The organism is Nitrobacter winogradskyi Nb-255 (genome assembly GCF_000012725.1).
Taxonomy (GTDB): domain Bacteria; phylum Pseudomonadota; class Alphaproteobacteria; order Rhizobiales; family Xanthobacteraceae; genus Nitrobacter; species Nitrobacter winogradskyi.
In genome coordinates this window covers 1768891-1792788 of the sequence record NC_007406.1, presented here as the reverse complement: position 1 = coordinate 1792788, position 23898 = coordinate 1768891, and the positions used below count along the sequence as shown (strand labels likewise).

General features: G+C 61.4%; 26 protein-coding genes. 20 read left to right on the top strand and 6 right to left on the bottom strand.

Translation table 11 applies throughout. The features are described from left to right. Positions 1-153: 153 nt before the first annotated feature. From NWI_RS08605 to recJ, 4 genes are all read left to right on the top strand, one after another. Positions 154-1371, top strand: coding sequence for an LL-diaminopimelate aminotransferase (locus NWI_RS08605; RefSeq protein ID WP_011314908.1), 1218 nt, complete (start codon positions 154-156; stop codon positions 1369-1371). Positions 1372-1447: 76 nt separating this feature from the next. Then, positions 1448-2770 (top strand): homoserine dehydrogenase, encoded by a 1323-nt coding sequence (locus NWI_RS08600; protein ID WP_011314907.1) that lies wholly within the window; start codon positions 1448-1450, stop codon positions 2768-2770. Between the two features lie 60 nt (positions 2771-2830). After that, positions 2831-3826: a class II fructose-bisphosphatase gene (gene glpX / locus NWI_RS08595; RefSeq protein WP_011314906.1), complete on the top strand. Its 996-nt coding sequence runs from the start codon at positions 2831-2833 to the stop codon at positions 3824-3826. Positions 3827-3877: 51 nt separating this feature from the next. After that, positions 3878-5719, top strand: a complete 1842-nt coding sequence (gene recJ / locus NWI_RS08590; protein ID WP_011314905.1) for a single-stranded-DNA-specific exonuclease RecJ — start codon at positions 3878-3880, stop codon at positions 5717-5719. A 41-nt stretch (positions 5720-5760) separates the two neighbouring features. Here the strand turns inward: recJ and NWI_RS08585 are convergent, their stop codons facing one another. Continuing rightward, the gene (locus NWI_RS08585; RefSeq protein ID WP_011314904.1) at positions 5761-6984 is read right to left on the bottom strand and encodes a lytic murein transglycosylase; all 1224 of its coding nucleotides are present in this window, start codon (positions 6982-6984) and stop codon (positions 5761-5763) included. Between the two features lie 69 nt (positions 6985-7053). Next, positions 7054-7620: an elongation factor P gene (efp, locus tag NWI_RS08580; protein ID WP_011314903.1), complete on the bottom strand. Its 567-nt coding sequence runs from the start codon at positions 7618-7620 to the stop codon at positions 7054-7056. A gap of 144 nt (positions 7621-7764) precedes the next feature. On the opposite strand from efp, the gene epmA reads away from it, so the two are divergent. The 3 genes from epmA (at position 7765) to NWI_RS08565 (ending at position 10274) form a co-directional block, all read left to right on the top strand. Further along, positions 7765-8808: an EF-P lysine aminoacylase EpmA gene (gene epmA / locus NWI_RS08575; protein WP_011314902.1), complete on the top strand. Its 1044-nt coding sequence runs from the start codon at positions 7765-7767 to the stop codon at positions 8806-8808. Next, positions 8805-9905, top strand: coding sequence for a lysine-2,3-aminomutase-like protein (locus tag NWI_RS08570; protein ID WP_011314901.1), 1101 nt, complete (start codon positions 8805-8807; stop codon positions 9903-9905). The genes epmA and NWI_RS08570 overlap by 4 nt, the downstream gene beginning before the upstream one ends. A gap of 108 nt (positions 9906-10013) precedes the next feature. Then, the gene (locus NWI_RS08565) at positions 10014-10274 is read left to right on the top strand and encodes a hypothetical protein (protein WP_011314900.1); all 261 of its coding nucleotides are present in this window, start codon (positions 10014-10016) and stop codon (positions 10272-10274) included. A gap of 263 nt (positions 10275-10537) precedes the next feature. On the opposite strand, the gene NWI_RS08560 is transcribed toward NWI_RS08565, so the two are convergent. Continuing rightward, positions 10538-10840: a hypothetical protein gene (locus tag NWI_RS08560; protein WP_011314899.1), complete on the bottom strand. Its 303-nt coding sequence runs from the start codon at positions 10838-10840 to the stop codon at positions 10538-10540. Positions 10841-11077: 237 nt separating this feature from the next. Here NWI_RS08560 and NWI_RS08555 point away from each other — a divergent pair, with 237 nt between their 5' ends. Next, complete coding sequence (locus NWI_RS08555; protein WP_011314898.1) at positions 11078-11890, top strand: phosphatase PAP2 family protein; 813 nt, start codon at positions 11078-11080, stop codon at positions 11888-11890. Between the two features lie 164 nt (positions 11891-12054). Here the strand turns inward: NWI_RS08555 and NWI_RS08550 are convergent, their stop codons facing one another. The 3 genes from NWI_RS08550 to NWI_RS08535 form a co-directional block, all read right to left on the bottom strand. Then, positions 12055-12558 (bottom strand): hypothetical protein, encoded by a 504-nt coding sequence (locus NWI_RS08550; RefSeq protein WP_041344944.1) that lies wholly within the window; start codon positions 12556-12558, stop codon positions 12055-12057. Positions 12559-13338: 780 nt separating this feature from the next. Continuing rightward, complete coding sequence (locus NWI_RS08540; RefSeq protein ID WP_011314895.1) at positions 13339-13713, bottom strand: hypothetical protein; 375 nt, start codon at positions 13711-13713, stop codon at positions 13339-13341. A 347-nt stretch (positions 13714-14060) separates the two neighbouring features. After that, positions 14061-14486 carry a hypothetical protein gene (locus tag NWI_RS08535; protein WP_011314894.1) on the bottom strand — a complete coding sequence of 142 codons (426 nt, stop codon included), beginning with the start codon at positions 14484-14486 and terminating at the stop codon, positions 14061-14063. 358 nt (positions 14487-14844) lie between these two features. On the opposite strand from NWI_RS08535, the gene NWI_RS08530 reads away from it, so the two are divergent. The 12 genes from NWI_RS08530 to NWI_RS16930 all read left to right on the top strand — a co-directional run bounded on the left by NWI_RS08530 (position 14845) and on the right by NWI_RS16930 (position 23896). Beyond that, positions 14845-16053 carry a tyrosine-type recombinase/integrase gene (locus NWI_RS08530; RefSeq protein WP_244374888.1) on the top strand — a complete coding sequence of 403 codons (1209 nt, stop codon included), beginning with the start codon at positions 14845-14847 and terminating at the stop codon, positions 16051-16053. Positions 16054-16203: 150 nt separating this feature from the next. Continuing rightward, the gene (locus tag NWI_RS08525) at positions 16204-16392 is read left to right on the top strand and encodes a helix-turn-helix transcriptional regulator (protein WP_041345544.1); all 189 of its coding nucleotides are present in this window, start codon (positions 16204-16206) and stop codon (positions 16390-16392) included. A 259-nt stretch (positions 16393-16651) separates the two neighbouring features. Next, positions 16652-16891 (top strand): hypothetical protein, encoded by a 240-nt coding sequence (locus tag NWI_RS08515; RefSeq protein ID WP_011314890.1) that lies wholly within the window; start codon positions 16652-16654, stop codon positions 16889-16891. Between the two features lie 57 nt (positions 16892-16948). Continuing rightward, on the top strand, positions 16949-18949 hold the full coding sequence (locus tag NWI_RS08510; RefSeq protein ID WP_011314889.1) for a bifunctional DNA primase/polymerase: 2001 nt from the start codon (positions 16949-16951) through the stop codon (positions 18947-18949). A gap of 434 nt (positions 18950-19383) precedes the next feature. Continuing rightward, a complete protein-coding gene (locus NWI_RS16935; RefSeq protein WP_081431724.1) occupies positions 19384-19590 on the top strand; it encodes a DNA-binding protein in 207 nt (68 codons plus the stop codon). A 65-nt stretch (positions 19591-19655) separates the two neighbouring features. After that, positions 19656-20834: a phage portal protein gene (locus tag NWI_RS08500; RefSeq protein WP_011314888.1), complete on the top strand. Its 1179-nt coding sequence runs from the start codon at positions 19656-19658 to the stop codon at positions 20832-20834. Further along, positions 20827-21216 (top strand): hypothetical protein, encoded by a 390-nt coding sequence (locus NWI_RS08495; RefSeq protein WP_011314752.1) that lies wholly within the window; start codon positions 20827-20829, stop codon positions 21214-21216. The genes NWI_RS08500 and NWI_RS08495 overlap by 8 nt, the downstream gene beginning before the upstream one ends. Further along, a complete protein-coding gene (locus tag NWI_RS08490; RefSeq protein WP_148203805.1) occupies positions 21213-21398 on the top strand; it encodes a DUF2158 domain-containing protein in 186 nt (61 codons plus the stop codon). Before NWI_RS08495 ends, NWI_RS08490 begins: the two co-directional genes overlap by 4 nt. Then, positions 21398-21895 carry an HK97 family phage prohead protease gene (locus NWI_RS08485; RefSeq protein WP_011314751.1) on the top strand — a complete coding sequence of 166 codons (498 nt, stop codon included), beginning with the start codon at positions 21398-21400 and terminating at the stop codon, positions 21893-21895. The genes NWI_RS08490 and NWI_RS08485 overlap by 1 nt, the downstream gene beginning before the upstream one ends. Before the next feature lie 5 nt (positions 21896-21900). Beyond that, the gene (locus NWI_RS08480; protein WP_011314750.1) at positions 21901-23058 is read left to right on the top strand and encodes a phage major capsid protein; all 1158 of its coding nucleotides are present in this window, start codon (positions 21901-21903) and stop codon (positions 23056-23058) included. Between the two features lie 12 nt (positions 23059-23070). Next, on the top strand, positions 23071-23463 hold the full coding sequence (locus tag NWI_RS08475; RefSeq protein ID WP_011314749.1) for a hypothetical protein: 393 nt from the start codon (positions 23071-23073) through the stop codon (positions 23461-23463). Between the two features lie 70 nt (positions 23464-23533). Further along, positions 23534-23896, top strand: a complete 363-nt coding sequence (locus NWI_RS16930; protein WP_011314748.1) for an HNH endonuclease — start codon at positions 23534-23536, stop codon at positions 23894-23896. Positions 23897-23898: the final 2 nt, after the last annotated feature.

The following is a 23898-nucleotide window of genomic DNA, read 5'->3' as shown; positions in this document are numbered from 1 at the left end:
AGCAGACGGTTGCGTCCCGAACGTCAAGCCTCGACCCCGGCAAACCGGCGCTTGAGTATGTCAAGCTATTGAATACAAACGATTTACCGAAGTCTCACTGACTTCATCGAGGCGAGGACGCTCGCATCGCCAATCCGGCCTGGAGCCAGGACCATGGAAGAGTTTTATCGTATCCGCCGTCTGCCGCCTTACGTCTTCGAACAGATCAATCGCGCCAAGGCGGCCGCCCGGAACGCCGGAGCCGATATCATCGACCTGGGCATGGGCAATCCGGACCTGCCGACACCGCCTCATGTCATCGAAAAGCTCAAGGAAACCCTGGGCAAGCCCAAGACCGACCGCTATTCAGCCTCGCGCGGAATCACCGGCCTGCGCAGGGCTCAGGCCGGCTACTATGCCCGCCGCTTCGGCGTGAAGCTCAATCCCGATACGCAGATCGTGGCGACGCTCGGCTCCAAGGAAGGCTTTGCGAACGTCGCTCAGGCGATCACCGCGCCGGGCGACGTCATCCTCTGTCCAAACCCGAGCTACCCGATTCACGCCTTCGGCTTCCTGATGGCGGGCGGCGTGATCCGCTCGGTCCCGTCCTCGCCAACGCCGGAATTCTTCGCCGCCTGCGAGCGTGCGATCATCCATTCCATTCCGAAGCCGATCGGGTTGATCGTCTGCTACCCGTCGAACCCCACGGCGCAGGTGGCGTGTCTCGATTTCTACAAGGATCTGGTGGCGTTCGCGAAGAAGCACGAGATCTTCATCCTGTCCGACCTCGCTTATTCCGAAGTCTATTTCGACGACAACCCGCCGCCTTCCGTATTGCAGGTGCCCGGCGCGCTCGACGTCACCGTGGAATTCACGTCGATGTCGAAGACGTTCTCGATGGCCGGCTGGCGCATCGGTTTCGCGGTCGGCAACGAACGCATCATCGCGGCGCTGGCGCGCGTCAAATCCTACCTCGATTACGGAGCCTTCACGCCGGTACAGGTGGCGGCCACGGCGGCGCTGAACGGTCCCGACACCTGCATCCGGGAGATGCGCGAAACCTATCGCAAGCGCCGAGATACGCTGGTTGAATCGTTCGGCCGCGCAGGATGGGTGATCCCGCCGCCGCAGGCCTCGATGTTCGCATGGGCGCCGTTGCCCGAACGCTTCCGCGACCTCGGGAGCATGCAGTTCTCCACCCTGATGGTGGAGAAATCGGGCGTCGTGGTGTCGCCCGGCGTCGGTTTCGGCGAACATGGCGAAGGCTATGTCCGCATCGCCATGGTGGAAAACGAGCAGAGAATTCGCCAGGCCGCCCGCGGCGTCCGCCACTTCCTTGAAAGCGGCATTGAAACGTTGCACAACGTGGTTCCTCTCGCCAACCGGCGGTAGGCGCCAGACCGGAAAATGCCTTCCGGTCTTCCGCTCGGGTGGTGTGCCTCGCACACCGGTTTCCAGCAGGGTTGTCATGGTCGCACCACTGAAAGTGGGCATCGCGGGGCTCGGAACTGTCGGCTCGGCTGTTGTCCGCCTGATCGAGCAGCAAAGAGGCGCGCTCACGGCGCGCTGCGGACGCGGGGTGCGTGTCGTCGCCGTGGCGGCGCGCTCGAAAACCAGGAAGCGCGACGTCGACTTGACCGACATCGCATGGGCCAGGGACGCGCTGGCGCTGGCGAACGATCCCGGCATCGACTGCTTCGTCGAACTGATGGGCGGTTCGGACGATCCGGCGCATTCCGCGATCGAGGCGGCCCTGAAATCCGGCAAGTCGGTGGTGACGGCCAACAAGGCGCTGATCGCCAAGCACGGCCTGCGGCTGGCTTCTCTCGCCGAGCAGCACGGCGGTGCATTGAACTACGAAGCGGCGGTCGGCGCCGCAATTCCCGTCATCAAGACGCTGCGCGAAGGGCTTGCGGGCACGACGATCAATCGCGTCTACGGCATTCTCAACGGCACCTGCAACTACATCCTGACGCGGATGGAGCGGGAGGGCCTGTCGTTCGCCGAATGCCTGAAGGACGCCCAGCGCCTGGGCTATGCGGAAGCCGATCCGTCGTTCGATGTCGACGGTCACGACACCGCGCAGAAGCTGTCGATCCTGGCGAGCCTGGCTTTCGGCACGCGCATCGCGCAGAACGAGGTCTATGTCGAAGGCATTTCCTCGATCGCGCCGGAGGATCTTCGCGCGGCCGAGGAGCTCGGCTACCGGGTCAAGCTGCTGGGGGTCGCGGTGCGGACCTCGAAAGGCATCGAGCAGCGGGTGCATCCGACCATGGTGCCGAAGACATCATCCATCGCACAGGTCATGGGCGTCACCAACGCGGTGACCATCGACGGCGACGGCATCCCCCCGATCACGCTTGTCGGACCGGGCGCCGGCGGAGCCGCGACGGCGTCCGCCGTGGTCGCGGATATCGCCGACGTCGCGTCCGGCACCCGCGCGCTGCCGTTCGGCCGGCACTCGACGAAACTGCGTGAGACGAAAAAAGCGCCGATGGAGCGCCACGAGGGCGGCTATTACATTCGCCTGATGGCGCGCGATTTCGCCGGCACCGCCGCGACCATCGCCACGCGGCTCGCCGAACAGAAGATCTCGATCGAATCCATCGTGCAGCGTCATCCCAACGGCAAGCTGGATACCGATGAGTCCGACACGCCGATTTCGCCGGTTCCGGTTCTGCTGATCACCTATGCAACCAGCGAGGACGCGGTGCATCGGGCGCTCCATGCCGTGAGGGCTGACAAGGTCATCACTGGGCGGCCGCAGGTCATTCGCATCGAGAAGAACTGAACATGCGTGCCAACGCAGCCGACGCAGGGAGCCTCCGCGCTGTCCGAGGGAGTTGAAACGATGCCGACACAGAATTCCGTTCCGTCACAGCAGGTGCTGGAGCGTATCCTGACGCTCGAAGTCGTGCGGGTGACGGAGCGGGCGGCGGTGTCGGCGGCGCGCCTGCGCGGTCGCGGCATGGAGAAGGCGTCGGATCAGGCCGCGGTCGATGCGATGCGACGCGAACTCAACAATCTGCCGATCGACGGCACGGTCGTGATCGGCGAGGGAGAGATCGACGAGGCGCCGATGCTGTTTATCGGCGAGAAGGTCGGCAACACATGCGGCCCGCGGGTCGATATCGCCGTCGATCCGCTCGAGGGCACCGTCCTCTGCGCCAAGAACATGCCGGGCGCGATCGCCACCATTGCGATAGCCGAGGCCGGCACGCTGCTTCACGCGCCGGACTGCTACATGGACAAGATCGCGATCGGCCCCGGCTATCCGAAGGGCACGGTGGATCTCGACGCGCCGGTGGAAGAGAACATCATCAACCTGGCCAAGGCCAAGGGGGTCAAGCCGACCGAGATCACCGCCATTCTGCTCGACCGGCCGCGCCATGCGGCCAAGATCGCCGCGCTGCGCAAGCTCGGCGCCGCGGTGAGCCTGATCAGCGACGGCGACGTCGCCGGAGTCATCCACACCGCCGAGCCGCGAACGGGAATTGACATCTATCTCGGCAGCGGCGGCGCTCCCGAAGGCGTGCTGTCGGCGGCGGCGCTGCGCTGCATCGGCGGCCAGATGCAGACCCGTCTCATCATCGATAGCGAAGCGCTGCGCGAGCGGGCGCTGCAAATGGGCATCGAGGATCCCAGGAAGAAATACGAGATCGATGACATGGCGAAAGGCGATTGCCTGTTCGCCGCCACAGGTGTGACATCAGGTTCGCTTTTGTCCGGCGTCCGGTTCCGCAAGAACGTGATCGAGACCGACACGGTGGTGATGCGTTCCGCGTCCGGCACCGTGCGCCGCATCAAGGCTGAGCATCGCAGGACGGACCGGTTCGACCAGAATTGAGAAAGCAGGCGACGTCGCCCCCGGCCGACATCGCAAGGCACGGACGACCTCATGACCTTGCCAGCCTCCGCATTGCCTGTCGAAGCGCCTGACGCCTTTCTTGGCGTATCGCATTCAGCGACGGGCCGTCTGTGGCGCGATCGCCTCGATCCGCGGGGCGCGGCGCGCGCGCTGGCGATCGCACAACGGCATCAGTTGCCGGAGATGCTGGCGCGGGTGATTGCCGGACGCGGCGTCGACATCGATGCGGTCACGGATTTTCTCGACCCCACCATCCGCCGGCTGATGCCCGATCCTTTCACCGTGACGCAGATGGAGACCGCCGCGCAGCGGATCGCGGATGCCGCGATGCGCGGTGAGACAGTCGCGATCTTCGGTGATTATGACGTCGATGGCGCGACCTCGGCGGCGTTACTCGCCTGGCATCTGCGGCATTGCGGACTTGACCCGCTGATCCATATCCCCGACCGCATTTTCGAAGGCTATGGTCCGAATGTCGATGCGGTCGACGCGCTCGCGGGCAGGGGCGCGACCTTGCTGGTGACCGTGGACTGCGGCACGACCAGTATCGAGCCGCTGGCGGTTGCAAGGCAGCGGGGCATGTCGGTCGTCGTGATCGACCATCACCAATGCGGCGACGACCTGCCCGAGGTCGAGGCGCTGGTTAATCCGAACCGCCCCGACGATCTTTCCGGCCTGGGCCATCTCGCGGCCGTCGGTCTCGTTTTTATCACGCTGGTCGCGCTGAACCGCGAGCTCCGCCAGCGCGGTTTCTGGAGCCGCGAGCGGCCCGAACCGAATCTCCTGGACATGCTGCATCACGTCGCGCTCGGAACGGTGGCCGACGTCGCGCCGCTGACCGGTCTCAACCGCGCTTTCGTGGCGAAGGGATTGATCGCGCTGCGCCGCCGCGATCATGTCGGCCACACCGCCCTGATGGATGTGGCGCGGCTGAGCGGCCCGCCGGAAGCCTGGCATCTCGGCTTCATGCTGGGACCGCGCATCAACGCCGGCGGCCGGATCGGGCGCGCCGACCTCGGGGTACGGCTGCTGCTGGAAGGCGATGTGTCCGAAGCCGCGCGGATCGCCGCCGAACTCGATCGTCTCAATGCGGAACGCCGCGTGATCGAACAGACGGCCGAAGCGCAGGCCGAAGCCGAGGCGCTGGCCTCGCTCGGTCTGGAGGACAAGGGCTCCGTCATCGTCACCGCCTCCGAGGGCTGGCATCCCGGCGTGGTCGGTCTCGTGGCGTCGCGGCTGAAGGACAAATTCGCGCGGCCAGCTTTTGTTGTCGCGCTGGAGCCCGGCGGCATCGGGACCGGATCGGGCCGCTCCATCGGCGGCGTCGATCTCGGCAAGGCGGTGCGGCGGGCCGTGACGGACGGCGTGCTGCTCAAGGGCGGCGGCCATGCCATGGCGGCTGGCGTGACGTTGCGGAAAGAGCAGCTTGCGGAATTCCGCGCCTATATGGAAACGGCGCTCGCCGCCGATGTCGCGCGGTCGCGCCATGTCCGCAAGCTTTTCATCGATGGCGCGGTCAGCGCGCGGGCGGCGACGCCCGAATTCGTGGCGACGCTCAATCGCGCGGGACCGTTCGGCGCGGGCAACCCCGAGCCGGTGGTGGCGTTGCCATCGCACCAGTTGATCCATGCCGACGAGATCGGGCAGGCGCATCTCCGGTTACGGTTCAGGTCCGGTGACGGCGCGATCGTGAACGGCATCGCGTTTCGCGCGGTCGGTCAGCCGCTGGGCAACGCTCTCGCCCGGATGCGGGGCCAGCCGTTGCATGTCGCGGGATCGCTGGCGGTGGACCGCTGGCAGGGCGCGGAGCGCGTGCAGTTGCGCGTGGTGGATGTCGCGGCGCCAGATCCGGGACCGAAGACAATTCGTTAAAAGGGACACAACGAACAGACAGGCGTTACCGCCCCGATCAGCTACAGTCCCTGTCTCAGCTTCGCCAGCACCTTCAAGCCCGCATAGCCGTCCGGCGGCAATCCGACGCGAGCCTGGAAATCCTTCACCGCCTTCATGGTGTCGTTGCCGACGCGTCCATCGGTGCCGCCGGTGTCGAAGCCCGCCTGGGTCAGGCGCGTCTGCACCTCCTGCACCTCCGCGAGCGTGAGCGCGCGTTCTGATCCGGGGAAGGGCTGGATGAAGGGCGGCGCGCCGAGGATGCGGTCGCCGAGATGACAGATCGAAAGTGCGTAGTTCATGGACGGATTGTAGCTGCGCACGGCATAGAAGTTCGGCCCCAGCAGGAACGCCGGGCCGCCGGGTTCCGGGATCCAGAGCTTGGCCGACGCGTTCGGCTGGGGAAACACTTGACCGTCGGCGCGCTGCACGCCGGCCGCCGCCCAGGCGGCATAGCTGCGGCTGCCGCTCGCGCCGCCGGGCGCGCGCACCTCATACCCCCAATGCTCGCCGCGATGATACTTGCCGCGCTTGATTAGGTAGCGCGCGGTCGAGCCCAGCGCATCGTCGGGTTTCCCGAACGGCGAGACCCGGCCATCGCGGTCATAGTCGATGCCGACGTTGAGCCAGACTTCCGGCATCCATTGGCTGTGTCCCATCGCGCCGGCCCACGAGCCGCGCATCTCCTCGGGCGTGCTCCAGCCCTTGTCCACGATGCGCAGCGCGTTGATGAGTTCGGTTTCCCAGTAGGCACGCCGTCGCGGTTCGTTCCAGGCCAGCGCCGCCAGCGAAGGAAACACCGGGCGCATATGGTTCTTCTGCACCAGCGGATCGCCGAAGGCGGTCTCGACGCCCCACAGCGCCAGCAGCGTGCCGCGCTCGACGCCAAAATCGCGCTCGATCCGCGAGAACAGCGCTTCGTTCTTCCGCAGGGCTTCCTTGCCGGCGATGATTCGCCAGTCAGAGACGCGGCGGTTGATGTACTGCCAGATCTTTTCGTGAAACTCCGGCTGTTTGCGCATCTTGTTGAAGACGCTCATGTCCGGTTCGATCCGGCCCATGCAGCGGCTCCAGGTCGCGCTTGAAATCCCCTTGGCCAGCGCGCGGGCGCGGAAGCCGTAGCGCCATTGCTCGAACCCCTGAGGCATGGCGGCGAGAGCAGGGAAGGGCGCAAGCACCGCCACCGCTCCGAGACATCGTAGCGCGCCGCGCCGGCTGAGCCGGATGTGAGAATCGGGGACTGTCATGCAGCGAGCATAACGGAGGGTAACATCCCGCAGCAAAGCTTCATTGCGTCGCGGGAACCCGGACCTTCCTCAATCCTTGGCGCGTTCGACGTAGGAGCCGTCCTCGGTCATCACCACGACGCGGGTGCCGACGGCGACATGCGGCGGCACGCCGGTGCGGACCCCGTTCGACAGCACGGCGGGCTTGTACGACGAGGACGCCGTCTGCCCCTTGGTGACAGGCTCGGTCTCGACCACCTCCAGCGTCACCCGCTGCGGCAGCGTGATGGCCACCGGCACCATGTCGTGCAGGGACAGCTTCACCACCATGTTTTCCTGGAGGTACGGCGCGGCGCTGCCGACGATATCCTTGGGCACCTGGACCTGATCGTAGGTCTCGGCATTCATGAAGTGGAAGCCGTCGCCGTCTTCATAGAGGAAGGTGAAGTTGTGATCCTCGATGGTGGCGCGCTCGACCTGGTCGGTGGTCTTGTAGCGTTCGGAAATCTTCACGCCGTCGCTGATCCGCCGCATCTCGATCTGGCTGACCGGGGTTCCCTTGCCGGGGTGGATGTTCTCCGCGGTGAGGACCACGTAGAGCTTGCCGTCTTGCTCGATGACGTTGCCCTTGCGAATAGAACTGGCGATGACTCTCAAGGCTGGATTTCCTAAGGTTCTGGCTTAAGGCCGGTCCGGACGGAACGTCCTGCGGCCTTTGAAGCGGTTTCGGGCCGCAACATACTGATTTGGCCCGTCGGCGCCAGTGTTTTGCGGCCGATTCCGGTCGATTGCTGAGGATGGATGGAGAGGATCTCTTCCTGGTGGGATCAGTCGAGGCACGCGGACCGGATGCCGTTCCTGAAGGCGCGCAGCGCCGTGACCAGGGCTCTACGGGCATGGTTCGACGCGCAGGGGTTCGTCGAGGTCGAAACCGGTGTTCTGCAGGTGTCGCCGGGCAACGAAACCCATCTTCATGCGCCGCGCACGACGCTGACGACGGCGGCCGGCGATCACCTCACGCGCTACCTGCGCACCTCCCCGGAATTCGCCTGCAAGAAGCTGCTGGCGGCCGGTGAGCAAAAGATCGTGGAGTTCGCTCGGGTGTTCCGGGACCGCGAGCGCGGCGTACTGCACCTGCCGGAGTTCACCATGCTGGAATGGTATCGCGCGGGCGGTTCCTATGAGGCGGTCATGGCCGACTGTATCACCGTGATCGCCAACGCCGCGCGAGCGACCGGCATCCCGAGATTTTCGTTTCGCGGCCGGCAGGCCGATCCGCTTGCCGAGCCGGAACGATTGACGGTCACGGCGGCGTTCGAGCGCTTCGCCGGAATTGACCTCCTGAATACGATAGTGGGCCGCGAGGGCGATCGCACGGCTCTGGCGGAAGCCGCGCGGGAGCGGGTGCGCATCACGGACGACGACACCTGGTCGGATATTTTCAGCAAGGTGCTGGTCGAGCATGTCGAGCCCCATCTCGGGCAGGGCCGGTTGACGGTGCTGTCCGACTACCCCGCGCCCGAAGCCGCGCTGGCGCGGATCAGCCCGTCCGACAGCCGCGTCGCCGAACGTTTCGAGATCTATGCCTGCGGCGTCGAGCTTGCGAACGGGTTCGGTGAATTGACCGACGCCGCCGAACAGCGCATCCGTTTCGCGCAAGCGATGGACGACAAGCAAATCCGCTACGGCGAGCGCTATCCGCTGGACGAGGATTTTCTTGCGGCCGTCGCCCGAATGCCGGAAGCGGGCGGGGTGGCGCTGGGCCTGGATCGGCTGGTGATGCTGGCGAGCGGCGCGTCGAGAATCGATCAGGTGGTGTGGACGCCGCCCGCGGAGGAAGCATGAGCGCGCGGATCACGAAAGGCATCGCTTCGACCTTGCGGCGTCCCGAAGACCTGATCGCTCACGGTCTCGCGCCGGCCGCGGCTCTGGCCGATCTCGAAAAGGTTGCCGCTCGCTATGCGATTGCGATCACGCCTGAGGTGGCGAACCTGATCGATCCGGCCGATCCTGATGATCCGATCGCGCGGCAGTATCTCCCGAGCGCAGATGAACTGGCGGCGCAAGCGTACGAACGCGCCGACCCGATCGGCGATCACGCGCGTTCTCCGGTGGACGGCATCGTTCATCGTTATCCCGACCGGGTGCTGCTCAAGCTCGTTCACGTCTGCGCTGTCTACTGCCGCTTCTGCTTCCGCCGCGAAATGGTGGGACCCGCCAAGGAAACCGCGCTGTCGAAATCAGCGACCGCGGCGGCGCTCGATTACATCCGGTCGCATCCGGAAGTCTGGGAGGTGATCCTGACCGGCGGCGACCCGTTGATGCTGTCGCCGCGACGGCTGGCCGAGATCATGGCCGAGCTGGCCGCCATCGACCACGTCAGGATCGTCCGCATCCATACGCGCGTTCCGGTTGCCGATCCCGCGCGCGTCACCGACGAGATGGCGGCGGCCCTGCGCACGGACGGCGCCACCACCTGGCTGGCGCTGCACGCCAATCATCCGCGCGAACTGACAGCGGCGGCGCGAGCGGCCTGCGCGCGCATCATCGATGCGGGTATTCCCATGGTCAGCCAGTCGGTGCTGCTGCGCGGCGTCAACGATGACGCGGCGACGCTGGAGGCGCTGATGCGCGCCTTCGTCCAATGCCGTATCAAGCCCTACTATCTGCATCACGGCGATCTCGCGCCGGGGACGGCGCATCTGCGGACCACGCTGGAACAGGGGCAAGCCCTGATGCGCGAGCTGCGCGGCCGTGTATCCGGCCTGTGCCAGCCGGATTATGTCCTCGATATTCCCGGCGGATACGGCAAGTCGCCGGTGGGCCCGGGCTATATGTCGCCCTCAGATTTAATCTCCGGAGCAGGTGAACATCGGCCGGAATTGCACTATCTTATTACCGACTACTGTGGCGGCGTTCATCTCTATCCGCCGAAGCCATAGAGACTGAGAGACTGACGCGCCGGGCAAGCGAGGCCGGCACAACCGCGGAACGCTGAAAAACTTCACAACGTTCTCGCCAGTATCAGTTGCGGACAATGGAGCAGCGAGATGAGCAGAATCTCTGTGATCGCGGTTTCTGCGGTTTTGATCGGCGCGCCCGCGGCGCTCGCGCAGTATCCATCGGGAAGCGGATCGTCACCCGGTTTGACCATCGACAGATTTTCGCGTGACAGCACGCCGATCGGCCACCGTCAGCCGCGCCCGAGCGACCTGCCTCCGGACAGCAGGGACGCGAGGGACCGGGATCGCCTCGATCCGGCCGATGCAGCTCTCCAGCGCAAAATCAAAAGCATCTGTCGCGGCTGCTGACGCCTGGAGTCTTCACCGCTCATGGAAACGGTGAAGACTCTATTCTCTGCTTTGACCGGTCTCAGATCGGAATCAGCCTGCGTGCGGGCCGGGGCTGACTGTTCACCGCCGGGTGATGGACATGATCATCATCATCGCGGGTGTCACCATCATTGGCTTTCCGCGATCGTCGGTTTGGGAGCAGTCCGGCTGGCACGATGCCGTGGGCCGGCTAAATCCGCTCTGCGTCACAAGCCATCCGTAGCACCACGGATGCCCGCCGTTCAATCCCGCGCAATCTCTCCGTTGCAGGGAGCGCTGTTCCAGTTGCCCCACTGCACGTTGGCAAGACTACGAAAGTCGGTCGTCCGCGGACGCCGCGTACGTTTTTCGTAAGCGCCGATGACCTTCTCGGACGCGGTGATCTTACGCCGAAGATTGGCCGCCATTCGCAGCGTCTCGACGCGCACGCGCGGATCCGCGGTCTCGCCAAAACGGAAACGGCGAACCTCCATGTCGCGCAAAGTTTCGCGATGCTTTTTCAACTGGGCCCGATGCCATGCGATGGTGCTGTCGTTATCTGCCATCAAAAATCCTCACTCCAACGGCGGCGGCGTTCTGAGCCGCAATGCAGAACGAGGGCCGGAACCTCGCGCACCCGCCGAGTCCAATGAACCCCGTGGAGCGCGGATTAAGGCCAACGGAATCGTCGCCGGATTCTGGTTAATCAAAGGTTAACGAGCGTTTCCGGGGCTGGGTGAGGCGCGGCGGCGTGCGCTGGCGACCTTCAACTTTCCGATAGCCGCGACAGGCCGCTAAACGGAATGCGGATATCGGACCGGCCAACCATAATCGTTGTTGACCGGCACCCGTTTGCACGTAAAAGCACGGTCGCGAAAATTGCAGCTTTACGTTCCGATTTTCATGTCCGGCTGCACGCGGCGAAATCAACAACAATGACAATTACCGGCCTCGATCGAGAAATCCTTCTTACGCTCAATGCATTCGGCGGAGGAAACGACACCCTTTGGGAATTCGCGAACAATTCGCTTTTCCGGGGATTCCCAGTGTTTTTTTCCCTTGTCGCCCTGTGGTTCGCCACCGAACAGCCGGAGCGTCGCGGTCGCATGTTGGCCGGGCTGTTGGGGGTCTGTCTGGCGACCATGCTTTCGATCTGGTCCCAGTTTCACACCGCGGTGCACCTACGTCCTATTCTGGACCCGTCAATTCCACTGGACACCGTCATTCCGCGAACACCGTGGGACCGAACGAATTCGTTCCCCAGCGACACGGCGACCTTATTCTTCAGTCTTGCCGCTTTGGTTTTCGTCGAGAAGCGATCGGCCGGGCTATTCTGCTTTGCCTGGGTTGCGTTGATCGTCGCGATTCCCAGGGTCATCGTCGGGCTCCACTATCCGAGCGATATCCTTGGTTCGTTCGTTCTGGGACCGGCGGTTGTTTTCATTCTTGCCGCGCTTCCATACCCAAAACGCCTGTTTGAACATGCTCTCACATGGTTCGAAGGCCGCCTGTATATTGTTCACGCGCTTCTGTTCATTTTTCTGGCGGACGCGTTCGACTTGTTCCCGAGCTTGCAAGCCTTGGGAAAGGTGCTTGCGCGATCGCTTCACTCCTGAGGCCGATGCAGCGGATCATTATCGCTTCTGACTGAATCAGAAGCGAAGCTCCAGATTGTTGTTCCGACGCGTTTTCTTCACACGAACAGGCGTCCATCCTCGGGCAAGCCCGAGGACAAGCTTCGCGCGCAACGCTATAGTTCGCCAACCCGCAGGGTGGCGCTTTATTTCGATCTCGAATGCTGCGACTTCCGCGAGTTGTGCTTCGTGTCCGATGTGGTGACGGATGCTTGCTCCGAAAGCTGATCGAGGCGCGTGTGCAGCTTTCCTACGTCCGTTTGAAGAGCATCTATGGTCGTCTTGAGGGACTCGGGATTCTTCGTCCCGGCGACCTTCATCTTGAGCGCGTCGAAATCCGACGCGGTGAAAGCGCCCAACTGGGTTTGTACAGCCGCGAGCTGGGACTCAAGACCTTTGATCTTTGCATCGAGCTGAGAAGCATCAACGGTTGGCGGAGCCTTCATCTTGGCTTCAAGGAGAAGCAGGCGATTTTCAAGTCCGGCGGTAGCGTCTGCGTGGGGCGCGGCCTGATGCGCAGGGGCGACTGCCGCCTTCGCTTCGCTCGAAAGCCGGCCGGTATTATTCCATACCAGGGCCATGCTGCCGAAAAACATCACGCTGGTAACGGCTATGCCCAAGATCAGATTGGCGCGGTCGCGTTCACTCATCACGGTGCCTCCTTAGCGTTGCTGTACGTTGCTTACGTTCGTCGCGTTGCCTCCCTCAGAACCGGTTGCAAAGTATGACCGAGCTGCGACATTTTGTACAGGGGACGCGCTTCAGTAAGCCAACCGTCGCGCGTCTTTTTGTTCATCGCAGCATTCTGGACAGGCGCGACGGAGAAATCCAAGCTCACACCGACTTTCCGAAAGCAATTCCCTCGCGCCGCGATCGCGCGGCGCCCAACTTGTATGGTAACGGTCGAAGGCGGCTGTCGACTGCCTCCTGATTAAGGGACGCCTCATGGTTTCGATTCTTTTCACACTCGTGTTTGTCGGCGTTATTCTGTTTATCGTTGGGGGACGGATACTGAACCGTCTGCGCGGCCGCTAGAGCTTCGCTTCCGATTGAATCAGAAGCGAAGCTCCAGATTTTGTTCTGACGCGTTTTCTTCACGCGATCCGGATTCCATCCTCGGGTCAAGCCTAGGACCTGCTTCGCTCGAAAACGCTATAAGCCGCGATAGCGCCATCGGACTGAGGCTCCAGGTGCGAGCTTTCAGGAGGTTGTCCATCTGGTCCGCAACGAGGAGGCCGAGGTTGCGAAACTTCAATAGCCCCAGAGGACCAAATGAACACCCAGGAAGGCGCTTCTATGCTTGTAGTCATGTATGCTTGTAGTCATGCGCTTCCAGCAGCCCGCGAATTGACGATTCCGGCCTGGATTTCTGATTCATCTTCGTGCTTTACGGCTGCGACGAACCAGAAATCCTACCTTCGGAACGCACCTTAATCTGTCCAGGGCAGCCTCTCACTGGGTTTGACCCCCAGGTACCTGCTTTGGATCCTGGTAGCCGGCGTAACCACCAAGGGGCGCAAGCAATAGCTGTCGTCATAATACGATACTGCGCGGTAGCCATAGGCGGGATAATAGTAGCCGCCATAGCCTCCGTAGTAGGCGCCACTCGCGATCGCCCCGCGGACGCGGACGCCAGCAACACCATAACCGGCGCCGCCCCAGCGGACGTCGGTGGTGTTCTTTTGGATCACCGATTTCATCGTCGGCGCGGCATATGTTGGCATCGGCCCCGCATGAGCGCTCATGCCGAGAGAACCAATGGTCACGGCAAGAATGGTGGCGCGCAGAGAATTCGAGTATCTCATAATCAATCTCCGTGCTTGTGCGGCGGCGCTTTAACGCAGCCAACGTCGGCCCATTGCACACCACGTTGCCGGGGAAGCGTTGATCCAGATCAAGGATGATGCGTCATGCGCCTGTGTGCGCTGCACCCAGATTCCACGCTGCTGTTGCGCGTTGCACCAGGCTCCTCATTGCGTTGCGGGCCCGCTGCACCTTTGCGACGGCAGGAGCGAGCTCGCCCGCACGGCGCTCGGCGCAGGAGTGACGCGAAGCTTGATCGGGATGGTTGATATGTATTCGGTCGCGGAAGTCGCGGCTTGGCGTTCGTCGCCGTGACGGCGGCACGTGCGCTCGTGCCGAGGCAAGGTCTTCAATCGTTCATGCCAATCTCGGAAAGAAGAAATCCCTGCGCGGTTCTGGTGAAGGTGAATATGAGATCGCCGCAGAAGATGAAGTAGCTATCCTTGTTTGCTCCGTCGCGAGCATAGACGGCTTTGCCGCGCTGGATGCATTTGCGATTTCTCGCCGTGAAATCGCCGGAATATATCTTCGCCCGGAATGCCGACGCATCGCTGATGGAGGCGTCGGCCATGAAAGGCAGTTGCGTCATGCTGGCAACCGCAGCGGAATCATCGGCCTTCAACGCGGTCCGGAATTTCTTGATGAAGCCATCAAACTCCTGCTGCACGACAGGCGGCGCGTCCGTACTCTTTGGCGTCTCCGCGAAGGCGGGGGCGAGATGCGAGAGAAGCGCCAGGAGCAGAGCCAAGAGCAGAGCTACCAACGATGCTTTCATGGCTTCACTCCGATCCGTTCATGAAGTCGGCATCCGCTTTGCCATAAGCCACATAATCGCGGGGTACCGGCGGAACGCAAGCCGGTCCCGCCAAACCGGGCAGGTGGGACACAATGAACATGAACGAGCTAAGTTACTGATTTAGTTGGCGCTCCCTAGCGGAATCGCTCTCTCCACCGTGAAAGGGTGTTAAATTCGTCTAGGGACGTCTATGGTTGACACTTTCGCTCTATATTTTTCAATAGTTTAGTACACTTAGACGTCCCTAGACATTTGTCCGTCTATCCACGCTTATTGGACATCTATTGGACACGTGCTAATCTCCACCGTGATGGCACGTACTATTCGCGACTCTATATTGGACACGCGCACGGCACGCAGTCGTTTGAAGCCGCGCGGCAAACCCTATTGGCGAGCCTTGGAGCCGGGGGTTCATATTGGCTATCGTCGGCCGACGACCGGCGCCGGGAAGTGGGTTTTGCGCCTGTATGCTGGCGAACAGTCCTATCGCACCGAGACGCTGGCCACGGCTGACGATTTCAGCGACGCGGACGGTGTGGCCATCCTCGATTGGCGACAGGCACAGACGCTCGCTCGCAAGCGCATGGCGGATTACGCGCGCACAGAAGCGGGTATTGCCAAGCCGCTCACGGTGGCCGACGCCATGGCGACGTATCTCGAATATTTGGAGACTAAAACGAAGTCGGGCAGGGAGGGGCGCTATGCGGCGGAAGCGTTCATTCTGCCCGTGTTCGGTAGTGTTGAAGTCGCCAAGCTGACGAAAGAACAGATTGAGCGGTGGCACGCCGCTCTAGCGAAAAATCCAGCCCGTATCCGAACGAAGAATGGCCGTCGACAACGCTTCAAAAGCACAACGCATCCTGAAAATGATCGCCGCCGGAAATCAACAGCGAACCGGATTTTAACGACGCTCAAAGCCGCGCTGAATTTGGCATGGCGTGACGGCAAGGTGCCAACCGATGCCGCATGGCGGCGCGTCACGCCGTTTGAGAGTGTCGACAGCGCGCGGGTTCGCTATCTATCCATGACCGAAATCCGCCGCCTGCTGGAAGCCTGCTCGCCGGCGTTCAAACACCTTGTGCGCGTAGCTTTGGAGACCGGCTGCCGCTACGGCGAACTGATCGCCCTTCGTGTCGAGGACTTCGATGCCGACGCTGGCACGCTACATGTTCGCGATTCAAAGTCTGGCAAGCCACGGCATGTTGTGCTGACACAAGAGGGCGCGGCGTATGTCGCGGAGATCGCGAAGGGCAGGTCGCCAGCAGCCATGCTTTTGGTGAAAGAAAACGGCGAGCCATGGCAGCGGGATCACCAAGCGGACCCGCTGCGCAACGCTTGCAAGAACGCAAAGATTGATCCGGCGATAAATTTCCACGCCTTGCGGCATTCCTGGGCGTCCCATGCCGTCATGCGTGGCGTGTCGTTGCAGATTGTCGCGCGCCAGTTAGGGCACACTACGACACGCGTGACGGAAGCGCATTATGCGCACCTCGGGCCGTCGTTTGTGGCCGATGCTATTCGCGCGAACGCTCCGCGATTCTCGTAACCCGCGACTAATCCTCGCTGGGTGCATCCTCCCGAGCGTAAAATCCGCGAATGGAAACCGGCGTTGCCGCACGAACAGGTAGAGGCATGTGGATTTGGGGGAATCGACACTGGTCCCGGATACTGCATGTCGTCACATAGGAGGATCAAAATGAATTCGGTTACCATTCAAGAGTTCTGCGACAGCCAACGGATTTCACGCGCATATTTCTATATCCTGGCACGCGAAGGCAAAGCGCCGCGGTCTTACAAGCTCGGCAAGACGACGCGCATCAGCGAAGACGCGATTCGCGAATGGATTGCAGCGCGCGAAGCTGAGAGCATGGAGGTCGCGGCGTGACCCGTAATCCATTTCAAGAATTAGGAGACCGAGTACGCGCTCAGGCCGCGGCAACTTGTGAAGCCCTTGGCGTCGATAACCTCAACGAGGTTCGTTTCTCGAAACCTCCGGGTATCGAAGAGACGTTTGCTAAGGTCAAAAGCGCGACACCCGATCACGTGCGAGAGGGCATCATTGACGCGGTATATTTAATCGTTGCGGCGGAGACCCATGACCCGAGGGTACTCGCGATCAGGCGGAAATTGTTCGGCGACCCCCAATGATGCAAATCACCCGCATCGAACCCGCGGCTCCTGACCGGCCCGGCTCGCCAACCCTGATCGCGCTGTTCGACGTGGAAACGCCGAACGCCGTTTTGAGAAACTGCAAACTACTGGAAAGCGGGACGGGCGAATGTTTCGTCCTGGCACCCGCTGGTTTGAAGTTTTGGTCTGATAGCGCCTTACGCGACGAGATCTGCGAAGCGGCTCTCGACGCACTCGACGAGATCGAGCCTTAGAAACGAAAAACCCCGCCGGGGGAGGGCGAGGCTTTTCAAGCATGGAGTCATCGGCAGTTGAACAACTCTTTATACCCGCAAGCCGCGGATTGCGCAAGCCTGCAATATTACAAATCGAATGGCGCGGCTCTCGTTCCGATTCCTGCGGGATCGAAGATAGCGACCGGCATCATTTCCAGTTTCAAGCATGACTGGTCCCGCAACCCGGAGCAAATCGACAAATGGGCTCGTGAAAATCCTGGCTGCAACTTCGGGGTTGTCGCCTTCGCATCTAATCTGATCATCGTCGACATTGACACCAAGGGCGACAACGGCCGCGAGGAAGCATGGGCGCTATGGGCCGAACTCTGCGCGTCATGGGGTTTACCCGCCGCGCTTGTGCCTCATGTGCAATCGCCTTCGGGCGGCTGGCACGTCTACTGCACGGTTCCTGATGGTGTCGACGCGGCCACGCTTCGCCAACCAGACGCCATCAAAGGCCGGATCAATATCCGTTGCATTGGATACACCGTCGCCGCCGGTAGCTATTACGACGGGCGCCCCTACCAATTAATGCCGGGCGCACCGCCGCCACATCCCGCTCCCGAAGGGCTGATACAACATTGCTCGGGCGGGACACGCAAGGTCACGGAGCACCGCAGCCGGCAGGGTGAGCATTCTCTGCGGGACGTCCGAAGTATGCTCGCGTGGATGAACGAGCGGGACGCGTTCGATTCCTACGAAGATTGGATTTCGATCGGGCAGGCTCTCAAAATCTGCTTCTGGGACGATGGATTAGAATTGTGGGAATCCGTGACCGTCGCCGGTCGATATTCCTGCGATCAAAAATGGGAAACCTTCAAAGATACCGATGACGGCAACGCGGTCACCCTCGCTACATGGTTTCAGCGGGCACGTAAGGCTGGCTGGCAACTCGCCGCGAGCGAAATGTTTGGTTCGGTCGCTTCGATAGGATCGCCCTCGTTGGCGCCAACGACTCCACGCGCAGCGCTTCTCAAGTCGTCTGCGGAATTTCTGGAAGGCTTTGTCCCGCCGGACTACATCCTTGACGGGGTGCTCCAGCGCGGCTTCTGCTATTCAATGACGGCGAAGACCGGCACCGGCAAGACCGCCGTGGCAATGTGCTTTAGCGCGCACGTCGCCACGGGGCGGTCCCTGAATGGCCTCAGCGTGTCTCAGGGCGATGTCATCTACCTAGCTGGCGAGAACCCGACCGACATTCAAATGCGCTGGCTTGGCCTTACGCAGGAAATGCGGATCGATCCGCAGACAGTCCCTGTGTACTTCCTTCCGGGTGTTATTTCAGTTTCACAGAACGTCGCGGCGATCGAGCAGGAGGTGAAGGAGCGGGCGCTTCAGCCAATGTTGGTGGTCGTCGACACGGCAGCGGCCTATTTCGAGGGCGACAATGAAAACGACAACGTACAGCAAGGAAACAACGCCCGCTTACTTCGGTCGCTCACGAACCTTCCCGGCCGCCCATGCGTTCTGATTCTTTGCCATCCGACGAAGAGGGCGGCTGACGACGACCTGATGCCGCGGGGCGGCGGCGCATTCTTAAACGAGGTTGACGGCAATATCGCGCTCAAGGCGAACGACACAATCATTGGAGCCGAAGTGCAGGGCAAGTTTCGGGGACCGGCATTCTCACCCCTGGCGTTCAAGCTGGACGCCGTGAGGGAGCATCCGTTGCTCAAGGACAGCAAGGGGCGCAGCATCCCTACAGTTATCGCGCGGGCGATCGGTGAGGGCGAGATGGCGTCCAACCATGCGACCCAGGAGCGCGACGAAAACAAGCTGCTTCGCCTACTCGAACAGCACCCCAAGGCGTCGCTGCAAGAATTGGCAACCCTGCTAGGCGGAGCCGGCAAATCAAAGGTGAACCGACTTGTCCAGAAGCTCATCGACACCAAGCTCATTAGACGTGAGGGTCGAAAAATCGTGTTGACACAAATCGGCCAGAAGGAGCTTAACGACCTCGAACCGGTCGTTTCACCATCGTTTCGGACCCCTTTTCCAGGGGTATCATTTCCACCCCTTCCACCCATCAAAAATTAGCGAAACGAAATCGGAACGATAGCGAAACGACGATGCAAGAAACCATTGCCAAATGGGCGTTTCAAGCGAAACGATCAATGAAACGACACCCATACGGCGGCGCTGCGTTTACGCAGCCGCCATGGTCGTTCCGTTCCGGTCCTATCCTAGGGGTGAAACGATCGGAACGATTTCTGTCAACTCATAATTTCAAAGGCACCATTCATGCGAGCTTCGATCAAACTGGCCCTTATCGCAGTGGTCGTTGCAGGGATTGCCTACATGGCCCAGCTACCGGCGTTTCCGCCTCCCACAAAGTACGGCGACGTCGCTAAGGCAGAGTGTTTGAGGGAGGCCGGTCGCGACCTCAATAGCCAACAGGCTTGCGTGACCACTAAGTTGCTAGGGAAGTATGTGGAAGAGAAATTCAATTCGCAAAAGAGGTGAAACACCACATGGAAACCAAACCAATCAAACTGAACGAACCTGACCTCTACGTGGAACGCATTTGGGGCTTGCCCTCGATCGCGTTTTTCCTCGACGTGAGTGTCGACACCGCTCGACGATGGGCAAGGAAACCGGACGTTCCGATTTACAAAACAGGTGGTCGACATTGGGCGATTCGTAGCGAACTCTTCCGCTGGATGCGTCGCGCGGCCTGACCTGCTAGGGTTTGCAAGGTCCTGCCAGCTTATATGTCCGCGCGTTTTGTGGCATATAATCATGAATGAAACTCTGGCCCTTCCGCCGCACTACTATTGAAACCAAATCGCTCGCCGATCCGGATGAAGCGATCTTCGCAATTCTCTCGGGCGGCAGCACGTACGGGCCGGTTCATCCTCTCTCAGAACCCGCTGTTTCCGCAGCCGTCACGACGATCAGCAATGCTGCGGCAACGCTCGATTTACACCTGGTCAAACGCGACGACACGTCCGCCGACGTAAAACACCCCGCACTCGACCTGTTGCGCGGTCACGTCAACGAATGGACATCCGGCTCCGACCTGATCCGAGACCTTATCACACAAGCACTAACCGCCGACGCCGGCGGGATTGCCTGGGTCAACAAAAGCGGCGACGGCCGACCCCTTGAAATTATCCGGTATACCGCGGGCCGCATCACCGTCGAGTATGCCGGCGACGGCTCCGGTCGCCCATCCTACACCGTCAACGGTCGCAGCGTGCCGGCGTCGGACGTCGTTCACATTCGCGGCCCATTCTCGAAATGCCCGGTCAGTCTTGCCTATCCGACAATCTCCGCCGCAGTGGCGATGTCGCGTTATGTCGAATTCCTCTTCAAGCGGATGGCGCGTCCCGGCGGCGTTGTCGAAGTGCCGACCGGCGCGGGCGAAAAGGCCGTCCAGAACATGATCGCGGGCTGGAACGCGGCTTACGGCGGCGCGGACAACGCCGGCGGCACCGCATTCCTGTTTGACGGTGCGACGTTCAAGCAGATCGCACTTGCATCGACCGACGCTCAGTTCGTCGAAAACCGCCGATGGCAACTGGAAGACATCGCGCGCGCATTCAACATTTCGAGCGTCATGCTCGGTGACCTCACAAAATCGAGCTACGCCAATGCATGGCAAAAATACAGAGAGTTCCTGAGCGTCACGCTGATGCCGTGGCTCAAGGCGCTTGAATCTGCGTTCGACCGCGCGCTGCTGACTGATGACGAGCGGGCGCTGTACGCGTTCAAGTTCGACATTGATGACCTGACACGCGTGGACCTGGAGAAGCGTGCGACCGCCATTTCCAGCCTCGTTGCCAGTCGCGTGCTCAATCCAAACGAAGCCCGCACATGGCTGGATACCGGCCTTGCGCCTTATGCCGGCGGCAACGAATTTGCCAACCCGAACACCGGCGCCAGCCAGCCTGGATCGCAGGAGCAGCCCGTAAATGACTGATCTCGCCGACTTCGATGATCTCATTGCGTACCAGGATCGCGGCGCGGAATGCGTCATTACCGATCCGGTCAATGGTACGCCAACCGATATTGTTCTGATCGTTGCCGGTCCGGATTCCGACACTCAACGTCGCGCTCGCCTCGCCACCACGGATGCACTGATGAGCTATGCGGGCCGACCTCCAGCCGATGAACAGGAGCGGCTTGCAATCGAGCAACTCGCGAAATGCGTCGTCGGCTGGGGCGTCAAGCAGGGCGGCGTCGATGTGCCGTTCAGTTTCAGTGCAGCCGTGCGGCTGCTTACAAAGTTTCGGTTCGTTCGAGAGCAGGTCGACGCGTTCGCTGCATCCCGCGAACCTTATTCCAGAAAGGTGACAAGTTGAGTTTGAAAGTCGGCGACGTTGTGCGGTTGAAGAGCGGTGGCCCCGCGATGACAGTGGATGGACAGCCCGGCGCGTATCACCGGGAAACCATTGTCACCGTCCACGTGATTTGGATCGACGATAGGGGCGATGTGAAGTTCGGTCGATTCCCGGTCGATGGCCTCGTAAAGGACACCTTCTGATGGACCGGCTCGAAATCAAGGCATCCCTGAACGTCTCCGACACTGGCGAAATTGTCGGCAACGCATGGCCCTTTGCGGAGCCGGATCGTGTTGGCGACATCATCACCAAGGGTGCATTTGGCGAAATCTCTCCCGATCTCGGAATGCTCTATCAGCACAATCCCGCCGACCTGATCGGAACGTGGACCGAAGTCAAAGCGACCGACGAAGGGTTGATGGTCAAGGGGCAACTGCACCTCGATCAACCCCGCGCACGCTCGGTGAGGAGCCTGGTTCTAAAGGGTCTCGTGTCTGATCTCTCGATCGGATTCCGCACTAAGTCGTCCCGCAAGGAAGGTCGCAACCGAATTATCGACGCGCTCGATCTCGCTGAAATCAGCCTTGTCAGAAGTGGGTCGCACCCCCGTGCGCGGATCACGTCCGCAAAGTCTTTTGACGAAGCCGCAGCCATTGCCGCGGTCATTAACCGGGCCGCTGCGGCCCTAGCATTGAGGTAATCACCTTGGGTAAGCATTTCTCTGATCTCGAATTCAAAGATACCGACGACGCCGATCCGGTCGATCTGGTGACGAAGGCGGTCAATGATCTGACTACCAACGTTGACGCGCGCTTGAAGGACATCGAGACCAAAGCCGACACGACCAAGCTCGTGGACCGCATGGACAAGCTCGAAGCCAAGATTAACCGGCCGGGCAGTGGCGATCACAAGGATCCGGACGCCGCGCTCGAAATCAAGGCGTTCGGCGCTTATGTCCGTTCCGGCATCACGCCGCCTGATCCGCTCGAACTCAAGACGCTGATCGTTTCCAGCGATCCGCAGGGCGGCTATCTGGCGCCGACCGAGATGGCGACCGAGTTTATTCGTGATCTGGTGCAGTACTCGCCGATCCGCGGTCTCGCTTCGGTCCGATCCACATCGGCGCCTGCCGTGTCCTATCCCAAGCGCATCGGCCGCACGAATGCTCAATGGCGTGGTGAGACGCAAGCGCAGACGACTGGTGAGCCGACCTTTGGTCAGCTTGAAATCCCGGTTCGCGAGATCAACACTTACGTCGATATCTCGAACCAGCTTCTCGCCGACAGCGCCGGCGCAGCCGAGTCCGAAGTTCGGATGGCACTCGCGGAGGACTTCGGCCTGAAAGAGGGACTGTCGTTCCTGAAGGGCACCGGCCCGCTGCAGCCGGAAGGTTTGCTCATCAACGCGGACATCAGCATCGTCGCGACCGGCAACGCTTCCACGCTTGGCAGCGGACCGGCCGACATGCTCATCGACACGTTCTATTCGCTTCCGGCTGCTTATCGGAACGCAGGCACTTGGTTGATGAATTCCACGACGCTCGCGGCCATCCGGAAGCTGAAGGACGGCACGACCGGGACATACCTTTGGTCGCCCGGCTTCCAGGGGCAGGCGGACACCATCCTGGGTCGTCCAGTCATCGATTGCCCCGACATGGATGATGTCGGCAGCGGCACCACGCCGATCGCATTCGGCGACATCGCCGCGACCTATCGGATCCTCGACCGTATTGGTTTGTCGATTTTGGCCAATCCATATTTGCTGGCGACCACCGGCACGACCAGAATTCATGCCACGCGGCGTGTCGGCGGTGCGGTCGTTCAGCCAGCGGCGATGAAGAAGATCGTCTGCAAGACCTCGTAAGGAGCACAAATTATGCGTGATATCGCTTCCAACATCGGCACCGTTCAGGCTCTTGCGCCAGCGGTGCAGTCCGCAACCATCAAGGGCGAAACCGTCGATACGGCCGGTTTCGAGAGTTGCGCGTTTGTCATCAATACTGGTGCGACCGCCGGTTCGCCTGCACCGAGCTTCACCGCGAAGCTGCAGGAGTCAGACACGACCACCGACGGTGACTTCACCGACGTCGACGCAACGCACCTCGTCGGGACGCTTCCGGACTCTCTTGAGGAGTCGAGCACTTATAAGCAGTCGTATATCGGCCACAGGAAGTACGCCCGTGTCGTTGTGACCAAGAACAGCGGAACGTCGATCGCGGCTGGCGCTGTTGCCGTGCTCGGTCACGCGCGCTCGCGGCCTGTCGCCTAACACTAGTCACTGAGCGCGCTTGCCGCCACGGGCGCGCTTAGTGGAACGGGAGTCGCGGTCCTCGTAAGTCATGCGACTCCCGTACCCTAAACTAGGAATGCCAATGCCTTTTCGTGCGCCACGTATCTGCTCCTGCGGCCTCAAGGTCGCCTATGGCGTTCGTTGTGTGTGTCAGCAGCGTACACGTGCCGAAGCTGACAAGCGCCGGCCGAATGCGCGAGAGCGCGGTTATGACAATACATGGCAAAAGGCTCGCTCATACTTTCTCGATAAGCACCCTCGTTGCGTCATGTGTGGTGCAGCCGCTCGTGTCGTTGATCACATTAGACCACACCGTGGCGACACCAAACTATTTTGGGATCGAGGCAATTGGCAGTCGCTTTGCTTCTCCTGCCACAACAGCCGCAAGCAGCGCATGGAGCGTGCATCGTGACC

Excerpts from the sequence above, each read along its gene's own strand:
- NWI_RS08500 (WP_011314888.1), top strand. The coding sequence starts at position 19,656 with ATGAAACTCTGGCCCTTCCGCCGCACTACTATTGAAACCAAATCGCTC.
- NWI_RS08485 (WP_011314751.1), top strand. The coding sequence starts at position 21,398 with ATGGACCGGCTCGAAATCAAGGCATCCCTGAACGTCTCCGACACTGGC.
- NWI_RS16930 (WP_011314748.1), top strand. The coding sequence starts at position 23,534 with ATGCGACTCCCGTACCCTAAACTAGGAATGCCAATGCCTTTTCGTGCG.
- epmA (WP_011314902.1), top strand. The coding sequence starts at position 7,765 with ATGGAGAGGATCTCTTCCTGGTGGGATCAGTCGAGGCACGCGGACCGG.
- NWI_RS08555 (WP_011314898.1), top strand. The coding sequence starts at position 11,078 with ATGCGGATATCGGACCGGCCAACCATAATCGTTGTTGACCGGCACCCG.
- NWI_RS08550 (WP_041344944.1), bottom strand. The coding sequence starts at position 12,558 with ATGAGTGAACGCGACCGCGCCAATCTGATCTTGGGCATAGCCGTTACC.
- NWI_RS08535 (WP_011314894.1), bottom strand. The coding sequence starts at position 14,486 with ATGAAAGCATCGTTGGTAGCTCTGCTCTTGGCTCTGCTCCTGGCGCTT.
- NWI_RS08605 (WP_011314908.1), top strand. The coding sequence starts at position 154 with ATGGAAGAGTTTTATCGTATCCGCCGTCTGCCGCCTTACGTCTTCGAA.
- NWI_RS08515 (WP_011314890.1), top strand. The coding sequence starts at position 16,652 with ATGATGCAAATCACCCGCATCGAACCCGCGGCTCCTGACCGGCCCGGC.
- recJ (WP_011314905.1), top strand. The coding sequence starts at position 3,878 with ATGACCTTGCCAGCCTCCGCATTGCCTGTCGAAGCGCCTGACGCCTTT.
- NWI_RS08475 (WP_011314749.1), top strand. The coding sequence starts at position 23,071 with ATGCGTGATATCGCTTCCAACATCGGCACCGTTCAGGCTCTTGCGCCA.
- NWI_RS08540 (WP_011314895.1), bottom strand. The coding sequence starts at position 13,713 with ATGAGATACTCGAATTCTCTGCGCGCCACCATTCTTGCCGTGACCATT.
- NWI_RS08600 (WP_011314907.1), top strand. The coding sequence starts at position 1,448 with ATGGTCGCACCACTGAAAGTGGGCATCGCGGGGCTCGGAACTGTCGGC.
- NWI_RS08565 (WP_011314900.1), top strand. The coding sequence starts at position 10,014 with ATGAGCAGAATCTCTGTGATCGCGGTTTCTGCGGTTTTGATCGGCGCG.
- NWI_RS08570 (WP_011314901.1), top strand. The coding sequence starts at position 8,805 with ATGAGCGCGCGGATCACGAAAGGCATCGCTTCGACCTTGCGGCGTCCC.
- NWI_RS08560 (WP_011314899.1), bottom strand. The coding sequence starts at position 10,840 with ATGGCAGATAACGACAGCACCATCGCATGGCATCGGGCCCAGTTGAAA.
- NWI_RS08585 (WP_011314904.1), bottom strand. The coding sequence starts at position 6,984 with ATGACAGTCCCCGATTCTCACATCCGGCTCAGCCGGCGCGGCGCGCTA.
- glpX (WP_011314906.1), top strand. The coding sequence starts at position 2,831 with ATGCCGACACAGAATTCCGTTCCGTCACAGCAGGTGCTGGAGCGTATC.
- NWI_RS08525 (WP_041345544.1), top strand. The coding sequence starts at position 16,204 with ATGAATTCGGTTACCATTCAAGAGTTCTGCGACAGCCAACGGATTTCA.
- NWI_RS16935 (WP_081431724.1), top strand. The coding sequence starts at position 19,384 with ATGGAAACCAAACCAATCAAACTGAACGAACCTGACCTCTACGTGGAA.
- NWI_RS08495 (WP_011314752.1), top strand. The coding sequence starts at position 20,827 with ATGACTGATCTCGCCGACTTCGATGATCTCATTGCGTACCAGGATCGC.